This window comes from Sphingobium sp. BS19 (assembly GCF_027925545.1).
GTDB lineage: Bacteria > Pseudomonadota > Alphaproteobacteria > Sphingomonadales > Sphingomonadaceae > Sphingobium.
The window spans coordinates 45,421-60,818 of the sequence record NZ_BSEF01000022.1 but is presented as its reverse complement, the minus strand read 5'-3'; the positions used below and the strand labels follow the sequence as shown (position 1 = coordinate 60,818).

The 15,398-nt window shown below is 60.7% G+C and carries 13 protein-coding genes and 4 pseudogenes; 10 read left to right on the top strand and 7 right to left on the bottom strand.

From position 1 onward, the window contains the following. Window positions 1–260 precede the first annotated feature (260 nt). Entirely contained in the window at window positions 261–665 is a 405-nt protein-coding gene (locus QMG56_RS19695) for a sigma factor-like helix-turn-helix DNA-binding protein (RefSeq protein ID WP_281824320.1), read from the top strand. Between the two features lie 84 nt (window positions 666–749). Then, window positions 750–1,630 (top strand): annotated as a pseudogene (locus QMG56_RS19690) (HEPN domain-containing protein). A gap of 205 nt (window positions 1,631–1,835) precedes the next feature. Here QMG56_RS19690 and QMG56_RS19685 read toward each other — a convergent pair. Both QMG56_RS19685 and QMG56_RS19680 read right to left on the bottom strand, forming a co-directional pair. After that, window positions 1,836–2,165: pseudogene (locus tag QMG56_RS19685) on the bottom strand (tyrosine-type recombinase/integrase); the annotation flags it as partial. An 88-nt stretch (window positions 2,166–2,253) separates the two neighbouring features. Continuing rightward, a complete protein-coding gene (locus QMG56_RS19680; RefSeq protein WP_281824318.1) occupies window positions 2,254–2,934 on the bottom strand; it encodes a GntR family transcriptional regulator in 681 nt (226 codons plus the stop codon). 102 nt (window positions 2,935–3,036) lie between these two features. Here QMG56_RS19680 and QMG56_RS19675 point away from each other — a divergent pair, with 102 nt between their 5' ends. Genes QMG56_RS19675 through QMG56_RS19650 form a run of 6 tightly spaced genes read left to right on the top strand, consistent with a single transcriptional unit; the run spans window position 3,037 to window position 8,844 of the window. Beyond that, the gene (locus tag QMG56_RS19675) at window positions 3,037–4,173 is read left to right on the top strand and encodes a Rieske 2Fe-2S domain-containing protein (RefSeq protein ID WP_011607952.1); all 1,137 of its coding nucleotides are present in this window, start codon (window positions 3,037–3,039) and stop codon (window positions 4,171–4,173) included. After that, the gene (locus tag QMG56_RS19670) at window positions 4,173–4,454 is read left to right on the top strand and encodes a subunit of meta cleavage enzyme (RefSeq protein WP_010335604.1); all 282 of its coding nucleotides are present in this window, start codon (window positions 4,173–4,175) and stop codon (window positions 4,452–4,454) included. The genes QMG56_RS19675 and QMG56_RS19670 overlap by 1 nt, the downstream gene beginning before the upstream one ends. Then, window positions 4,447–5,250 carry a subunit of meta cleavage enzyme gene (locus QMG56_RS19665; protein ID WP_011607951.1) on the top strand — a complete coding sequence of 268 codons (804 nt, stop codon included), beginning with the start codon at window positions 4,447–4,449 and terminating at the stop codon, window positions 5,248–5,250. The genes QMG56_RS19670 and QMG56_RS19665 overlap by 8 nt, the downstream gene beginning before the upstream one ends. A gap of 42 nt (window positions 5,251–5,292) precedes the next feature. Then, window positions 5,293–6,117, top strand: coding sequence for an alpha/beta fold hydrolase (locus QMG56_RS19660; protein WP_010335601.1), 825 nt, complete (start codon window positions 5,293–5,295; stop codon window positions 6,115–6,117). Between the two features lie 40 nt (window positions 6,118–6,157). After that, window positions 6,158–6,487 (top strand): 2Fe-2S iron-sulfur cluster-binding protein, encoded by a 330-nt coding sequence (locus tag QMG56_RS19655; protein ID WP_010335600.1) that lies wholly within the window; start codon window positions 6,158–6,160, stop codon window positions 6,485–6,487. Beyond that, window positions 6,484–8,844, top strand: a complete 2,361-nt coding sequence (locus QMG56_RS19650) for a TonB-dependent receptor (RefSeq protein WP_142639540.1) — start codon at window positions 6,484–6,486, stop codon at window positions 8,842–8,844. Before QMG56_RS19655 ends, QMG56_RS19650 begins: the two co-directional genes overlap by 4 nt. 435 nt (window positions 8,845–9,279) lie before the next feature. On the opposite strand, the gene QMG56_RS19645 is transcribed toward QMG56_RS19650, so the two are convergent. Next, window positions 9,280–10,653, bottom strand: a complete 1,374-nt coding sequence (locus QMG56_RS19645) for an IS1182-like element ISShsp2 family transposase (protein ID WP_011607949.1) — start codon at window positions 10,651–10,653, stop codon at window positions 9,280–9,282. A gap of 212 nt (window positions 10,654–10,865) precedes the next feature. On the opposite strand from QMG56_RS19645, the gene QMG56_RS19640 reads away from it, so the two are divergent. Together QMG56_RS19640 and QMG56_RS19635 are read left to right on the top strand one after the other, a co-directional pair. Continuing rightward, window positions 10,866–11,051, top strand: a complete 186-nt coding sequence (locus QMG56_RS19640; RefSeq protein WP_142639542.1) for a toll/interleukin-1 receptor domain-containing protein — start codon at window positions 10,866–10,868, stop codon at window positions 11,049–11,051. 44 nt (window positions 11,052–11,095) lie between these two features. Beyond that, a protein-coding gene (locus QMG56_RS19635) for an IS3-like element ISSsp2 family transposase (RefSeq protein ID WP_281824308.1) occupies window positions 11,096–12,447 on the top strand; the annotation gives its coding sequence in 2 pieces (ribosomal slippage) (window positions 11,096–11,432 and window positions 11,432–12,447; 1,353 coding nt in all). A 74-nt stretch (window positions 12,448–12,521) separates the two neighbouring features. Here QMG56_RS19635 and QMG56_RS19630 read toward each other — a convergent pair. The 4 genes and pseudogenes from QMG56_RS19630 to QMG56_RS19615 form a co-directional block, all read right to left on the bottom strand. After that, a pseudogene (locus QMG56_RS19630) lies at window positions 12,522–13,043 on the bottom strand (CoA transferase subunit A); the annotation flags it as partial. Between the two features lie 6 nt (window positions 13,044–13,049). Continuing rightward, window positions 13,050–13,979 carry a catechol 1,2-dioxygenase gene (catA, locus tag QMG56_RS19625; RefSeq protein WP_281824305.1) on the bottom strand — a complete coding sequence of 310 codons (930 nt, stop codon included), beginning with the start codon at window positions 13,977–13,979 and terminating at the stop codon, window positions 13,050–13,052. Window positions 13,980–14,017: 38 nt separating this feature from the next. After that, window positions 14,018–14,308, bottom strand: a complete 291-nt coding sequence (gene catC / locus QMG56_RS19620) for a muconolactone Delta-isomerase (RefSeq protein ID WP_281824303.1) — start codon at window positions 14,306–14,308, stop codon at window positions 14,018–14,020. Window positions 14,309–14,310: 2 nt separating this feature from the next. After that, window positions 14,311–15,389: pseudogene (locus QMG56_RS19615) on the bottom strand (muconate/chloromuconate family cycloisomerase). Window positions 15,390–15,398: the final 9 nt, after the last annotated feature.

The following is a 15,398-nucleotide window of genomic DNA, read 5'->3' as shown; positions in this document are numbered from 1 at the left end:
ATGATGTCCCGCGCGCCTGATCGGCGCGCCAATCAGGCGCCGGGCTTTTGCCCGGCGGCGTGTTTGTTCCGTCTGTTCCGGTCGGGAGCGGGCGTCACGGGTCTTTGGGCGGGCCGCGCCGGCCTGCAACCTGCCTGCGGCAGGCCTTCCTCTTTGTTCCAGCCCTTCGGGTGCAGGCCGCCTCATGCGGCCCACCTGATCCCGTTCCTGCCGCCCGCCCCCGCCCTTCCGGCCGGGGCCGCGGCTTTGGCAGGAGAAGGATGATGAACGGCAAATCTGTACCTGAACCCGGCGTGCCCCTTGAGCGCGACCGGCACGCGGTGATGCGGGCATGGCTGCGGAAGCTGCCCGAGCGGACACTGATGGTGTTCATCGCCCACAGGGTCGAGGGCAAGTCTTACGCCGAGATCGCCGCAGAACTGCGCATCGGCGAATGGCGCGTGCGCTGGCACATGCGCCGGGCCATCCGGCATATCGTGAAGATCGGCAGGCCCTACCGGGAGGCGTTCGCGGCGCTCGACCCGGTATCGCAGCAGATCATGGAGCTCGCCTGGGACGGGCTGCTCAACGACCGGATCGCGCTGCGCCTCGGCCTCTCGGTCCGCGACGTGGAAACCCGCATGGCGGCGGCACTGGTGGCGCTCCACAGGGCTGCAACCCTCTGATCAGGGGGTTGTGGTACCCATAGCTGCAGCAACAGCCTGTTCTTGCAGTGCAAAGTCATGTCTGAGTTGTTAGGAAGGTCTCCTATGCGCACGAGCCTCGATCATCTGCCGCCCGCAAAGCAGCGCGAGCTTGAGCGCGTCGTCGAAATCCTGTTCGAGGAGTTCAATGACGTCCTCGCGCTCGCCAGCACCAGTGGAAGAAGAAGGGCCGCATCACCAAGGTCATTCTCTACGGCAGCTACGCACGCGGCGGCTGGGTCGACGAACCGCACACCGCCAAGGGCTACAAGTCCGACTTCGACCTCCTCGTCATCGTCAACGACAAGCGGCTCACCGACTATGTGAAATACTGGGCGAAGGCCGAGGAGCGTTTCCACCGCGAGTACGGCATCACGAAGAGCATCAAAACCCCAGTCAACTTCATCGTGCACACGCTGCAGGAGGTGAACGACGGCCTTGCCCATGGCCGGTATTTCTTCATGGACGTCGCCAAGGACGGCATCGCGCTCTACCAGAGCGACGACAGCGTGCTCCATACGCCAAAGCCCAAGACGCCGAAGGATGCGCTAAAAATGGCGCGGGAATACTTCGATGAGTGGTTTCCTTCGGCGATGAAGCGCTACAATATCGCCAAGTTTGACGTCGGGCAGGGCTACCTAAGAGATGCGGCCTTCGATTTTCATCAGGCAACCGAGCGACTCTACCACTGCGTGCTTCTGGTCTGCACGTTCTATACTCCACACGTTCACAACCTCGGTTTCTTACGGTCACAGGCCAACCTCATCGACCGGCGCCTGATGTATGTCTGGCCCGAGGACAACCGCAAGCAGCGCGTGATGTTCGAGAAGCTCAAGCAGGCCTATGTGAAGGCGCGCTACTCGAAGCATTACCGCATCAGCGAGGAAGAACTCACGTGGCTCGGCGAGCAGGTCGAGGAGCTCGGCCGCGTCGTCCACGCTGTGTGAAGCGAGCGGATCGCCGAGCCTGAAGTGGCCGCCAAGGGCTGATTTAGGCCGATAGCGACAGGTACGGTCTCTCGCAGTGCAGCGTGACAGCGGCGATAGCCGCCGACAAAACGGTCGTTCCGCCACCAAAAACCGAGATTTGTTAGCTGCCTTTGTTTCATGCGCGAATGCCGGCTTCCGAAAACGTCGAGAAGCCGGTGAGGGATCAAATTTCGGTCCGTTCGGACAGCGTGAGAGGATCATCGACATCTACGCCGAGGTATCTGATTGTATTCTCGATGTTGGTATGGCTGAGCAGGATTTGTACGGCGCGGAGATAGCCTGTGGCTTTGTAAATCAGCGAAGGCTTCGTTCTTCGCATCGAGTGCGTGCCACATTCCCGACTGTCGAGACCAATCGTTAACACCCATTTGTCGACGAGACGTGCATATTGCCTTGCGCTCGAGTGACCGAGACAATCGATCCTGCTTGGGAATACAAAATCACGGGTCGTTCCGCTACGCCGCTCAAGCCATGCGTTTAGGCTCTTGCGTGCCTTTCCCGAGTTTCATGCACTGTTCTCGGCTGTGCAGACGGAACCTAGCAGGTGAGAGCGTGGCGGTCACTTGCAATCCCGTGCGCGGTCATCGCAGGAGCTCATCCGGAAGGTCAGCAAAAAGCGCGGCGGTGCGACGGACATGCGCTCGCATTCGCTGTTCGGCGGCCTCACCGTCACCTTTCAGAATGGTGTTGAGGATGCCGATGTGATCTTCGCGCGAGTGGCGCCATATGGTCGGCGACATTAGCCTGAAGAATATCGAGCTCAGCTCGGGAAGCTGCATTTGTACCAGTACGCGCTCGATGACGGGGCTTTCCGCCGCGTCGACGACAAGTTGGTGCAGATGCTCGTTTGCCTCCATCAGGATAAGGCCGCTGTCGTCGACATTCCGCAGCGATTCCTCGTCAAGCGCGCGCTCTATTGATTCGAGGTGAGGCGAGGTGGCCGCACGCAGCGCCGCGCGGCGCGCCGCAAGACCTTCCAGAAGTTCGCGAACTTCGAAAACCTCGACCATCATCGCCTTCGAGGCTCGCGCCACGACAGCACCTTTGTTGCCCTCGATCGCAACCAGACCTTCAGCGGCCAGCAAGCGCAGCGCTTCGCGTACAGGCCCTCGGCCAAGGCCCGTGAGGCTGCTGAGCTCGCTTTCCACAAGGCGCTGGCCGGGCGCGAATCGTGCTTCGAGAATCGCACCGCGGATGAAAGCTGCAGCCCGGTGTGCCGGCGATTCTTCCTTGTCGAGCGAAGTCATGGTCGTTGAAATCATGCGCCAATTTTCTCCTAGCCACCCACAAATAAAAGTGGGTTGACGATTGTTTTGAAGATTGTTAGCAATCTCGTCAACAATAACGTTGGGATTTTATAGGACGTGGCTAACCAACCATCAATCGCCGAGCGCAGAACCAAGGTTTGGGAGCCTTATATCCGTGCGAAACTCGGGTTCCGAAACCATTGGTATCCCGTTCGCCTCGCGAGCGAAATCGCCGAAGGTACTCCCGTTCCCGTCAAGCTCCTGGGAGAGAAGATTCTGCTCAATCGCGTGGGCGGCAAGGTCTATGCGATCCAGGACAGGTGCCTGCATCGCGGTGTAACGCTTTCCGACCGGGTCGAGTGCTATTCCAAGAACACCATATCCTGCTGGTATCACGGCTGGACATATCGCTGGGACGATGGCCGCCTCGTCGATATCCTCACAAACCCCGGCAGTGTGCAGATCGGCCGGCGCGCTTTGAAGACGTTCCCGGTTGAAGAGGCCAAAGGTCTTATCTTCGTTTACGTAGGCGACGGCGAACCAACGCCGCTTATCGAAGATGTGCCGCCCGGCTTCCTTGATGAAAACCGCGCCATTCACGGCCAACATCGGCTCGTGGCCTCGAACTGGCGCTTGGGTGCGGAAAACGGCTTTGATGCGGGGCACGTCTTCATTCACAAGAATTCGATCCTGGTGAAGGGCAACGATATCATTCTGCCGCTTGGCTTTGCGCCTGGCGATCCCGACCAGCTTACGCGTTCCGAGGTTGCTGCGGGCAAGCCCAAAGGTGTTTACGATCTGCTTGGCGAGCATTCGGTGCCGGTTTTCGAAGGCATGATCGAAGGCAAACCTGCAATCCATGGCAACATTGGCAGCAAGCGCGTCGCCATCAGCATATCGATCTGGCTGCCGGGCGTACTCAAGGTCGAACCGTGGCCGGATCCCGAGCTCACGCAGTTCGAATGGTACGTGCCGGTCGATGAGACCAGCCACCTCTACTTCCAGACGCTGGGCAAAGTCGTGACGTCAAAGGAAGCGGCAGACTCCTTCGAGCGAGAATTCCACGAAAAATGGGTAGGCCTCGCGCTTAACGGCTTCAATGATGACGACATCATGGCACGTGAATCGATGGAGCCGTTCTACGCTGATGATCGCGGTTGGTCCGAAGAAATCCTGTTCGAGCCGGACCGCGCAATCATCGAGTGGCGGGGGCTTGCCAGTCAGCACAATCGCGGCATTCAGGAAGCACGTTGATGGGCACGACCGCCTCCTATCCAGTAAACCGGCTGATGCAGGAGCTCTTTACAAACCCCGGCAATGTCGAATTGTTCAGGGCGGACAGAGAGGCGCTATACGAGCGCTATGGTCTTTCGAGCGCACAACGCGCAGCGCTTGACGAGGGCGGATTTGGCGCTCTCACCGCAGTCGGTCTTCATCCGGTTTTGCAGATGCATCATTTCATGCTGACAAATCCGATGGCGCCAGACTTCGTCAGCGTTAAGGCGTACCGGAAAATGGTCGATCGCAATGGCTGAAATCGTTGGAGTATTCGCCACCTCGCATGTTCTATTCGGTTCGCCCGATGGAGATGCCCAGGCGCTTCGTGTCGTCGAGGGCATGAACGAGATCGGCAGGCGTGTTCGCCTCTTGCGGCCAGACCTGCTGATCGTCATCGGCTCGGACCATCTTTTCAACATCACGACGCGTCTTCAGCCGCCCTTCACGGTTGGTGTTTCGGATACGTTCACTCCGCTGGGCGATATGGACATTGAGCAGCGGCCTTTTGCCGGAAACCGGGCCTTCGCGGAATCGCTGTGCGCGCGAGCGGCCGATCGCTTCGACCTCGCGCAGGGCGAAGAGCTTCGCCCGGATCATGGCGTGATGGTGCCGTTAATGTTCATCGACCCCGATGGCAGGATTCCGGTCGTCCCAATCTACGTCAACGCCAACATGACGCCGCCGCCGACTGCAGCGCGCGCGGCACAGCTTGGTGATATCGTCGCCGAAGCAGTCGGGCTCGACCTGCCTTCGCATCTGCGCGTTGTCGTGGTTGCAACAGGCGGTCTCAGCCATTGGATCAACATCCCGGGACATGGTGAAGTCAACGCGGAGTTCGACCGCCGCGTTATCGCCGCGTTCCAATCGGGCGATATGCGCTGGCTCAGGGCTATCGATACTGAAACGTTGCTCAAAAACGCGGGTAACGGCGGTCTGGAAATCGTCAACTGGGTGATGGCAGCGGCCACCTTGCCGGGCCGGAGGGCTGAGAAAATCTATTACGAACCGATGCCTCAATGGATGACGGGGATGGGCGGAATAGCAATCGTTTAGGCGTTTGGCGGCGGGTTCGCGCGCCTCAAGGGAGACAAGAACATGGTTTTGGCTGCAACAGCCGGACGGTCGGTGACCGTTCGCGGCATGGAGACGTATTACCACGAGCAAGGCAGCGGCGATGTCGTGGTGCTGGTTCATGGCGGCGGCGCTGGTGCCGACAGTATGGGCAACTGGCGCGGCGTTATGCCGGTCCTGGCGGATCGCTATCGCGTGATTGCGGTCGACATGCTTGGATTTGGACGCACTGCGAAACCCGCCGATCCATTCGTTTTTTCACAAGCGGCGCGAACCGATCACCTTGCAGGCTTTCTCGATGCGCTCGGGCTTTCAAATGTCGCGCTTGTCGGCAATTCGATGGGTGGCGCATCGGCGCTCGGCGTCGCGGTCGAACGGCCGGGACTCGTTCGCAAACTCGTCCTGATGGGCAGCGCCGGTCTGGTGTCGAAAATCGATCCTGCGCTCGAACCCGTGCTTGGATATGATTTCACGCGCGAAGGCATGATCCGTCTCGTCCGTGCACTAACGACCGACAATTTCCAGATCGACGATGCGATGATCGACTACAGGTATGCACTGTCGGTAGATCCGGAAACGCGCCGCGCTTACAGCGCCACGATGCAGTGGATCCGCGACCAGGGCGGCCTCTACTACGAAGACGATTATATCCGGCGCATCACCGCGCCGACTCTCATCGTAAACGGCAAGCTCGACAAGGTTGTTCCGCTCGCCAACGCATACAAGTTCCTTGAGCTAATTGGTCCGAGCTGGGGCTACATCATGCCCGACTGCGGGCACTGGGCGATGATCGAACATCCGGTCGATTTCGCGCGCACGACGGCCGCATTCATCGAGGCTGCGCAGTGATTGGCGGAAACGTCGGCGTTCCGGCGAAGGAGGTGACGCAATGACCGCAAAGGTCCGCGTGATCTTCCGCGCAGCCGGCGGCTTCGAGCATCTGGTCGAAACCGAAGCGGGAGTATCGCTCATGGAAGCGGCCGTTCTGAACGGCGTGGACGGTATCGAAGCCGTTTGCGGGGGCGCCTGTGCCTGCGCCACGTGCCACGTTTACGTTGGCCCCGAGTGGCTAGATGCGCTGAAACCGCCGAGTGAGACCGAAGACGAAATGCTCGATTGCGTAGCGGAACGTGCGCCGCATTCGCGGCTGTCCTGCCAGATCCGCCTTACCGACCTGCTCGACGGCCTGACCCTGGAACTGCCGAAGGCACAGTCATGAAACACAAGAAGAACACCAAAATTGTCGAGGGGAGAGAGATCATGTGCAAGCTTCTTATGGGCTCCGCGCTTGCGGTATTGGCCAGCGCATCGGCTCCAGCGTTCGCGCAGCAAACGGACGGTGTTGAAGTCGATGCGTCCGAGCTGGAGATTATCACCGTTACGGCGCGGCGCGTCAGCGAAAATCTTCAGGATTCGCCCGTCGCCATCTCAGCGTTTGGCGAGAACGCCATTCGCGAGCGCGCGATCAACAATGTGTCGGACATCGGCAAGTTCACGCCGAGCCTCAGCTTCGATTCCGCAGCGGCAGCTTCGGGATCGAGCAACTCGGTCACTGTGTTTCTGCGCGGTATCGGGCAGACCGACTTCAATATGACGGTAGATCCTGGTGTCGGCATCTACCTCGATGGCGTCTACATCAGCCGCTCGGTTGGCGCGCTGCTCGAGACGCGCGACGTCGAGAGCATTCAGGTGTTGCGCGGTCCGCAGGGCACACTGTTTGGCAAGAACACCATTGGCGGCGCTGTTATCGTCACGTCACGGCGCCCGGACGAACAGCTTGGCGGTAACATTGAGGCCACGACCGGCTCGTACAACCGGATTGACGTCGGCGCACGGATCAACGTGCCGGTATCCGAAGATTTCCGTTTCTACGTCAGCGGCCTTGCGCTGACGCGCGACGGTTATGTCGAGCGACTTGTCGATGGACAGAAGAAGGGCAACCAGAACAGCTACTCAGGCCGTTTCGTCGCCGAGTGGGATGCAACGCCCGATTTCAACCTTCTCTTGTCCGCCGATTATACGCGTACGCGTGAGCGCGCTGTTGCAACAACGCTTCTCGATGTCAATGAGAACGCCATTTTCCCTCTGTTTCACAACGTTTTCCTGAATGCGCCGGGCTGTCTGCCGCCATCACCAACCTCCAATCCTAGCTGCTACAACGCGCAGTGGCTTACTGGCGACAAGGATAAAACCAACGAAAGCGGCCCAAACCGTTCGGTGTCGGACGTGTGGGGCGTATCGCTGAATGCTTCGTGGGATGCGGGACCGGTGACCATCAAGTCGATCACCGCCTACCGTGAGCTCGATAGTGCGTTTGCGGTCGATATCGACCAGTCGCCGCTTGCCATACAGCGGACCGAAAACGACTACACGCAAAATCAGTTTAGCCAAGAATTCCAGCTTCAGGGCGACGGGTTCGGCGAAAAACTGAACTATACGCTTGGCCTATATTACCACCACGAAGGCGGCACCGATATCAACTCGCTGTTCACTGCGCCGACCGATTTCCGGAGCGGCGGTAGCGTCAAGAACGACAGTTATGCGGCCTTTGCTCAGTTCATCTTTCATGCGACTGACAATCTCAATCTGACGCTTGGCGGCCGCTATACAAGTGAGGACAAGCGGTTTTCGCCCGACCAAGAGGTGCTGCGCGTACATCCGGCTGCGCAGGCGCCGCTGCCACCGGGCTTCCCGACGCCGTTCTTCCTGACGAACCCGGTGACCAGCATGGCCGCCGGTTCACCACAGCCGCTGCGGGTGGGGGATATCGTCATGCCTGCAGTGCAGCGTACGACGTCGGCGAACGAGTTCACGCCGTCAGTGACGCTCGACTACAAGTTTACGCCCGACATGCTTGGGTATTTCACCTTCTCGCGTGGCTTCAAAAGCGGCGGCTTTACGCAGCGCGTGTTCCCGCCCGAGCCGGAAGCACCTGCGTTCGAGCCAGAATTTGCGCGTGTGCTCGAAATCGGCGTGAAGGTTGAGCTGTTCAACCGCCACCTGCGGTTGAACAGCGCCCTATTCGACACGAAGTACAGCGACCTGCAGATCATTGTGAATGACGGGTTTGCACCGAAGGTGCGCAACGCCGGAAAAGCGCGAATCCGTGGCTTTGAATCGGAAGCCCAACTGGTTGTGACGGACGCTTTCCGGCTGACCGGAGCGGTCAGTTATCTTGACGCCGAGTACCGCGAAGTGGATGCCCGCGCGGCGCCGGTGACGGTGGACAGTGCGCTGGCCAATACGCCAAAATGGACAGCAAATGCTGGGATTACAGTTGAGCCTTACGATGGTGAGGCAGGGCGCGTGGTGCTGCAGGGCGACTGGTCGTATCGAAGTGCGACGTACAAGGACGCGATCAACACACCTTCGCTGAAACAGGACGGCTACAGCGTCTTCAACATGTCGGCGACGTTCGATGCTGCCCAAGGCTGGTCGGTGACGGGTGGAATCACCAACCTGACCGACAAGCGCTACATTATCTCGGGATACTCGGACCTCAATTTCATCGGATCGACGTATGGGGTCTATTCGCGGCCGCGCGAATGGTACTTGAAGCTTGGGTATTCGTTCTAGGGCTTCAGGTGATCGGACGGTGACACCGAGAGCAAGCCGGCAACGCCGTGCCGCTCACCGCGATCTTCTGGCTCCTATGCTCGCTGGTCATGCTCGCCGCCGCCTTCCGCCCCAAGCCGCGACCGAAGCATTTGCTTCTAAGGCTTTTGGTCGTCAGCCTGGTGACCTGCCCGATAGACTTCCACTCGGTACATCGCGGAGGTGCGGCTTCCTGATCACTGCCGGCTCTTTAGCTTCGATAACCGATGCCTGGCGGCGCCATCCGCCGCCAAACCGGACGTTCACAGCCTGAATTGCGCCCGTCGAAACTTGCCATACATTCAGGCGCTGGTTGAGTAGCGCGAATGGCAAAAATGGGGAGATACCGTTGAAAAAGTCGCCTTCTCGGCGAAGCGGAGGGTACGGATCGAAACGGCTGAGCAGAGTCGCCTGACCTCATGTCATCGCCATCTGCCTGGCGATGCTGATCTTGGCGAGCTTGCGCAGGTTCTGGGCGGCAGCGGCGAGGTGGAACTCATCCTGGGCACCATTGGGTCCGCGTAATCGCAGCCGGTCGAGCCGCATGATGCGCTTCAGGTGGGCAAACAGCATCTCGACCTTCTTGCGCTCGCGGCGTGAGGCGATCCATTCATCTTCCTGCGACAGGGCCCGAGCGAGATCGCGAGCGCCCTCGTGGATGGAGCGGGTCACCTTGCGAGCCGGCAGGATGGGTGTGCATTGTGGCTTGAGCGCGCAGTTGCTGCAGTCCTGCTGCCGCGCTCGGTAGCGGATGAAGCCGTCCTGGTCGGCCTCCGGTCGCGGCGAGGTGAAATTGCGGTTACGCGGTCGCAGACGCTTGCCGGCCGGGCAGATATAGCTGTCATCCTTGTGATCGAAGGTGAAGTCGCTGCGCTCGAAAGCGCCATCGCTCCTGGCGGACTTGTCGAAGACGGGCACATGCGGCTCGATGCCACGCTCGTGGACGAGCCAGGCGAGCATGCCCGCAGAGCCATAGCCGGTGTCGCCGATCAGCTTGCGGGGCCATAGACCATGGCAATCGGCTGCCCGCTCGATCATCCGTTTGGCGGCGGTCACCTCGGCCTGGCGCACCGCCGTGCTCGCCTCGACATCAACGATCACCGCATTGTCGACGTCGATCAGGTAGTTGGTGGCGTAGCAGAAGTCGGCGCGGTTGCCGTGCGCCTGGGTATAGCGGGCCGCAGGATCGACAGGCGAAACGCGTTTGGGATCAACCGGCGTTGCGCCGCCGAAAACGGCATCGTCGAGTACGGCGAGATACTCCTCGACGGCACGCCCTGCCCGAACAGCGCCAAGCCCCTGCGTTCCCTCGACATAGGTCTGCCGGTTGGCCTCGGCGCGGATCAGGCTGGCATCGACAGCGAAGCCGTCGCCGCCGACCAGTCCTTCCTCAATGCAGCGCCGCACGGTGGCTTCAAACAACTGGCGGAACAGATCACTCTCACGGAAGCGCCCATGCCGGTTCTTCGAGAAGGTCGAGTGATCCGGCACGTCGCCGTCGAGACCCAGGCGGCAGAACCAGCGGTAAGCTAGGTTGAGGTGCACCTCTTCGCACAGGCGGCGCTCCGACCTGATGCCGAAGCAGTACCCCACGATCAGCATCCGCAGCATCAGCTCAGGGTCGATCGAAGGGCGACCAATCGCGCTGTAAAAGCCGCGCAGGTGCTCGCGCATCCCCGACAGGTCCACGAACCGGTCGATTGCCCGTAGCAGATGATCTGCCGGAACGTGTCGATCCAGACTGAATTCGTAGAACAAGGCCTCCTGCGCCACTCGGCGCTCGCCCATCATCGCTTGGCGTCCTTCAGCATGCTGATGCTGAATCAGACCGTCACCCCGACTGCAAGACCGACTTTTTCAACGGCATCGGGACAAATCTGCCGTTCATTGCAGCTCCCCTCTATGCCGGCTTCCGGTGCATGACCTGCCACTGGTTAGCGAAGCGCCCGCGCGCGCTATGCTGATGTGTTGACCTCGCCGCCCTGATCGGGCCTGTTCGCGAGATGCAAGAAGCTCCTCGACTATTCATCTCTTACTCCCACGATGACCAAGCACACAAAGATTGGGTGCTGATGCTTGCCACCCGGCTCGTTGCGAACGGTGTCGACGTTCTACTCGATCAATGGGACATGCGCCTGGGCTCCGACCTGTCCGCCGTCAGCACCAATGGCGCAGATTTGAGGTTGTGATTTAAGGAGGGTTTGGGTCTCGTCGTAGTGACGAAGGAACGAAGATGAGACCCAAACCCTCAAGCGCCAAAAAGCCTGCGGAGCAGGTGGTGAAGGACATCCGGCGGGCGGCCCGGCGGCACTTCTCGGCGGAAGACAAGATCCGGATCGTGCTCGATGGCCTGCGCGGCGAGGACAGCATTGCCGAGCTTTGCCGCAAGGAAGGCATCGCGCAGAGCCTGTATTACACATGGTCGAAAGAGTTCATGGAAGCTGGCAAGCGCCGCCTGGCCGGCGACACCGCGCGTGCCGCGACCACCGACGAGGTGAAGGATCTGCGCCGCGAGTCCAGTGCCCTGAAGGAATGCGTCGCCGATCTGACGCTTGAGAACCGGCTGCTCAAAAAAAGCATGATCGCGGATGGGGGCGACGACGAATGAGGTATCCCGGATCGGAGAAGCTCGAGATCATCAGGATCGTCGAACAGTCGCACCTGCCGGCCAAGCGCACGCTGGACCAGCTCGGCATCCCCCGCCGGACGTTTTATCGCTGGTATGACCGCTACCTCGGAGGCGGACCGGAGGCGTTGGAAGATCGGCCATCGGCGCCGAGCCGGGTGTGGAACCGCATCCCGGCGGGCATCCACGACCAGATCATCGAGCTGGCGCTGGAACAGTCCGAGCTGAGCCCTCGGGAGCTGGCCGTGCGCTTCACCGACGAGCAGCGCTACTTCGTGTCCGAAGCCACGGTTTACCGGCTGCTCAAGGCCCACGACCTGATCACCAGCCCGGCCTATGTCGTGATCAAGGCGGCCGACCAGTTCCACACCAAGACCACCCGCCCGAACGAGATGTGGCAGACCGACTTCACCTACTTCAAGATCATCGGGTGGGGTTGGATGTACCTGTCGACCGTGCTCGACGACTTCTCGCGCTACATCATCGCCTGGAAGCTGTGCACCAACATGCGGGCCGAGGACGTCACCGAGACGCTGGACCTCGCTCTCAAGGCCTCGGGCTGCGACAGCGCCACGGTGTTGCACAAGCCCCGGTTGCTCAGTGACAATGGCCCCAGCTACATCGCGGGCGAACTGGCGGAATACATCGAGGCCCGGAAGATGAGCCATGTCCGCGGCGCCCCTATGCACCCGCAAACCCAAGGCAAGATCGAGCGCTGGCACCAGACCCTGAAGAACCGCATCCTGCTCGAAAACTACTTCCTGCCCGGCGACCTCGAAGCTCAGATCGAGGCCTTCGTCGAGCACTACAATCACCAGCGCTACCACGAGAGCCTGGCCAATGTGACACCTGCCGACGCCTACTTCGGCAGGGCGCCGGCCATCATCAAACAGCGTGAAAGGATCAAGCGACAGACCATCGAACATCGGCGCTTGCAGCACCGCAAGCTCGCCGCATAACATCCACCCCCAGACGAGGCCCGCACTCCGCTAATCTACGCCGCCATCTGCGCCAAATGTTCTGACGACGGACAGCGCGCTGTTTTGCGAAACATGAGGTTGCCGGCAGGATCGGCCCGCCATGCCTTGATGATCGATAAGTCTGCACGCAGCCACGTCTCGCGAACGTAATCCTCGCCGTCGAACGTCTCGGTGGGCTTCCCCTCGGCGACTACGGTGCCCACTCCGGTTCTAGTGTAGAAGGCCGGAATGCCAGCTCCGCCAGCGCGGATGCGCTCGGCGAGCGTCCCCTGCGGATTAAGCTCCAGCTCCAGCTCGCCCGAAAGATACTGCTGCTCGAACAGCTTGTTCTCACCCACATAGGACGAGATCATCTTCTTCACCTGACGGCTTTCCAGCAGCATCCACAGGCCGAAGCCGTCCGCACCGGCATTGTTCGAGATGACGGTCAGGCCCCTCACCCCACTCGCGCGAATTTCGGGGATCAGGCTTTCGGGATTACCCGAAAGCCCGAACCCGCCCGACATGATCGTCATGCCGTCGACCAGCAGGCCGTCCATTGCGGCAGCAGGATTGTCGAAGAGCTTGTTGGGCATCGACTTTCAAGCCGCCAGCGAGACGCGGTCACGCGAGGACGCCTCGGCATCATCGGCTTCCGCGGCGGAGACCATGGTGAAGTTGAACGCGATTTCGCTGAACGGCGTATTCAATCCCTCGGCGTGAATCGCTGCAGAGTCGTCAATCCGCTGGACTGCCGGGATCAAGTCATCTCGCGTCGCGTAGGCGAAGTCATCATGCAGATAAGGGTCGCCGTCGATGTTGATCTGTGTCGTCAAATAGCGGTAGCCGGACGCCGATACGAAGAAGTGGATGTGTGCGGGACGGTTGCCATGGCGGCCGACGCGGTCAAGCAGCGCTTCTGTGGTGCCGCCCTTGGGCACCGCATAGCCCGACGGTACGATGCTGCGGAACTTGTAGCAGCCCTCCTCGTCGGTCTCGATCTGCCGACGAAGGTTGAAATCGCTCTGTGTCTTGTCGAAGTAGCTGTAGTTGCCGAGCGTGTTGGCATGCCAAACATCGACGATCGCACCAGCAACCGGTTTTCCGGCCTTGTCGACGACGCGACCGTGCATGATGAGCACTTCCCCATCATCGGCACCGTCGTCCAGCCGCGCAAAGCCCTTCGAACGCGGTGCACCCTTGACGTAAAGCGGCCCCTCGATCGTACGCGGTGTGCCTCCTTCGATCCCGGCTGCAGCATCCTTGGCGTCCATGCGCATGTCGAGAAAATGTTCGAAGCCAAGCCCGGCGGCGAAGAGCCCGAACTCGGGAGCTGCAGACGCCATGAAATTGATCGCATGCCAGAACTCGTCCTCGCTCACGTCGAACTCGTCGATGGTGGCGAATAGATCGCCGACCACCCGGCGGACAATATTCTTGATACGGTCTTCTCCGGCGCCAGGCTGATCCAGCCCGGCAACCTTATCGAGAAAGGCCTGGGTTTCAGGGTTTGCCACCAATGTGGATGCCATTTGAACTCTCCTAGTAGTTTTTAATTGAGTGACTGGTGTCAGCGGTCGTCCTCGCGGATCGATGACGGATGACGACAAAGCGGCGTGACGGTGATGTCCATGAACGGGAACAGCGGCAGGCCCATCAGGATCTCGTGGAGCGCCGCATTGTCGGGTACATCGAAGATCGAGACGTTGCGGTACTGGCCAACGACCCGCCAGATGTGGCGCCAGACGCCTTGCTCCATCAATTCGTGGCAGCGCGCCTTTTCTTCGGCTTTGAGGGCATCAATGGTGGAGAGGTCGGCATCAGCGGGGATGCGCACGTCCATGGTGACATGAAACAGCATGCTTAGCCTCCAGCGACTTTAGTGATCGGAACAACGGTGCGTCGATCGCCGTCGCGGCGGAAGGCGCGAACCTTGTCCTCGTCGAGCACCAGGCCCAGTCCAGGGCCCGTCGGGACCGCCAAGCCGAATTCCGAATAATCGAGCGGCTCTGCCAGCAGATCTTCGGTCAGCAGCAGCGGCCCGAACAATTCGGTGCCGAACGCGAGTCCGGCGAACGTCGCGAAAAGGTGCGCCGAGGCGATCGAGCCAATCGGGCCTTCAAGCATGGTCCCGCCGTACAGCCCGATACCTGCCGCCTCGGCAATTCCGGCAACGGCAGTGCCCGCGCGGAGTCCGCCCGACTGGGCGATCTTGAGTGCGAACACGTCGGCCGCGGACTCGCGCGCGTGGCGCATGGCGTCGATGGGACCTCGCAGCCCTTCGTCCGCCATAATTGCGGTGCGCCCCATCGCGGTCAGACGTGCCATGCCGGCAACGTTCGAGCCGGAGATCGGCTGTTCGATAAGGTCGACACCGGCATCCGCCAGAATGGCGACACCACGCTTGGCCGTCGGTTCGTCCAAGCCTGATTGACATCGACACGGATACTCGCGCGTCCGCCGAAGGCCTGCTTGATCGCACCGACATGCGCAACGTCGTCTGCCAGATCGCGCTTGCCGATCTTGAGCTTGAGGGCGTTATGGCGGCGCTGGTCGATCATCCCCTCTGCCTCGGCAATGTCGCGCGCAGTGTCGCCACTCGCGAGCGTCCACAGCACAGGGAGCCGATCGCGCACCCGCCCACCAAGAAGCTCGCTGACTGGCATGCCCGCGCGCTTGCCGGCCGCATCGAGCAGCGCGGTCTCCACCGCATTTTTCGCGAAATGATTGCCGACGATCGACGTGCGCAGCAGCGTCATCGCTCGCGCGGGCGAGGCATCGGTGCCGCGCAGCAGCGGGGTGACGTAAGTATCGATGGTGAGCTTGATGCCCTCGGGACTCTCGTCGCCGTAGGCAAGGCCGCCAATCGTGGTGCCTTCCCCTATCCCCTCGACCTCATCGGAACAGCGAATTCGGACGAACACCATCGCCTGCGTCCGCATGGTCGCCAT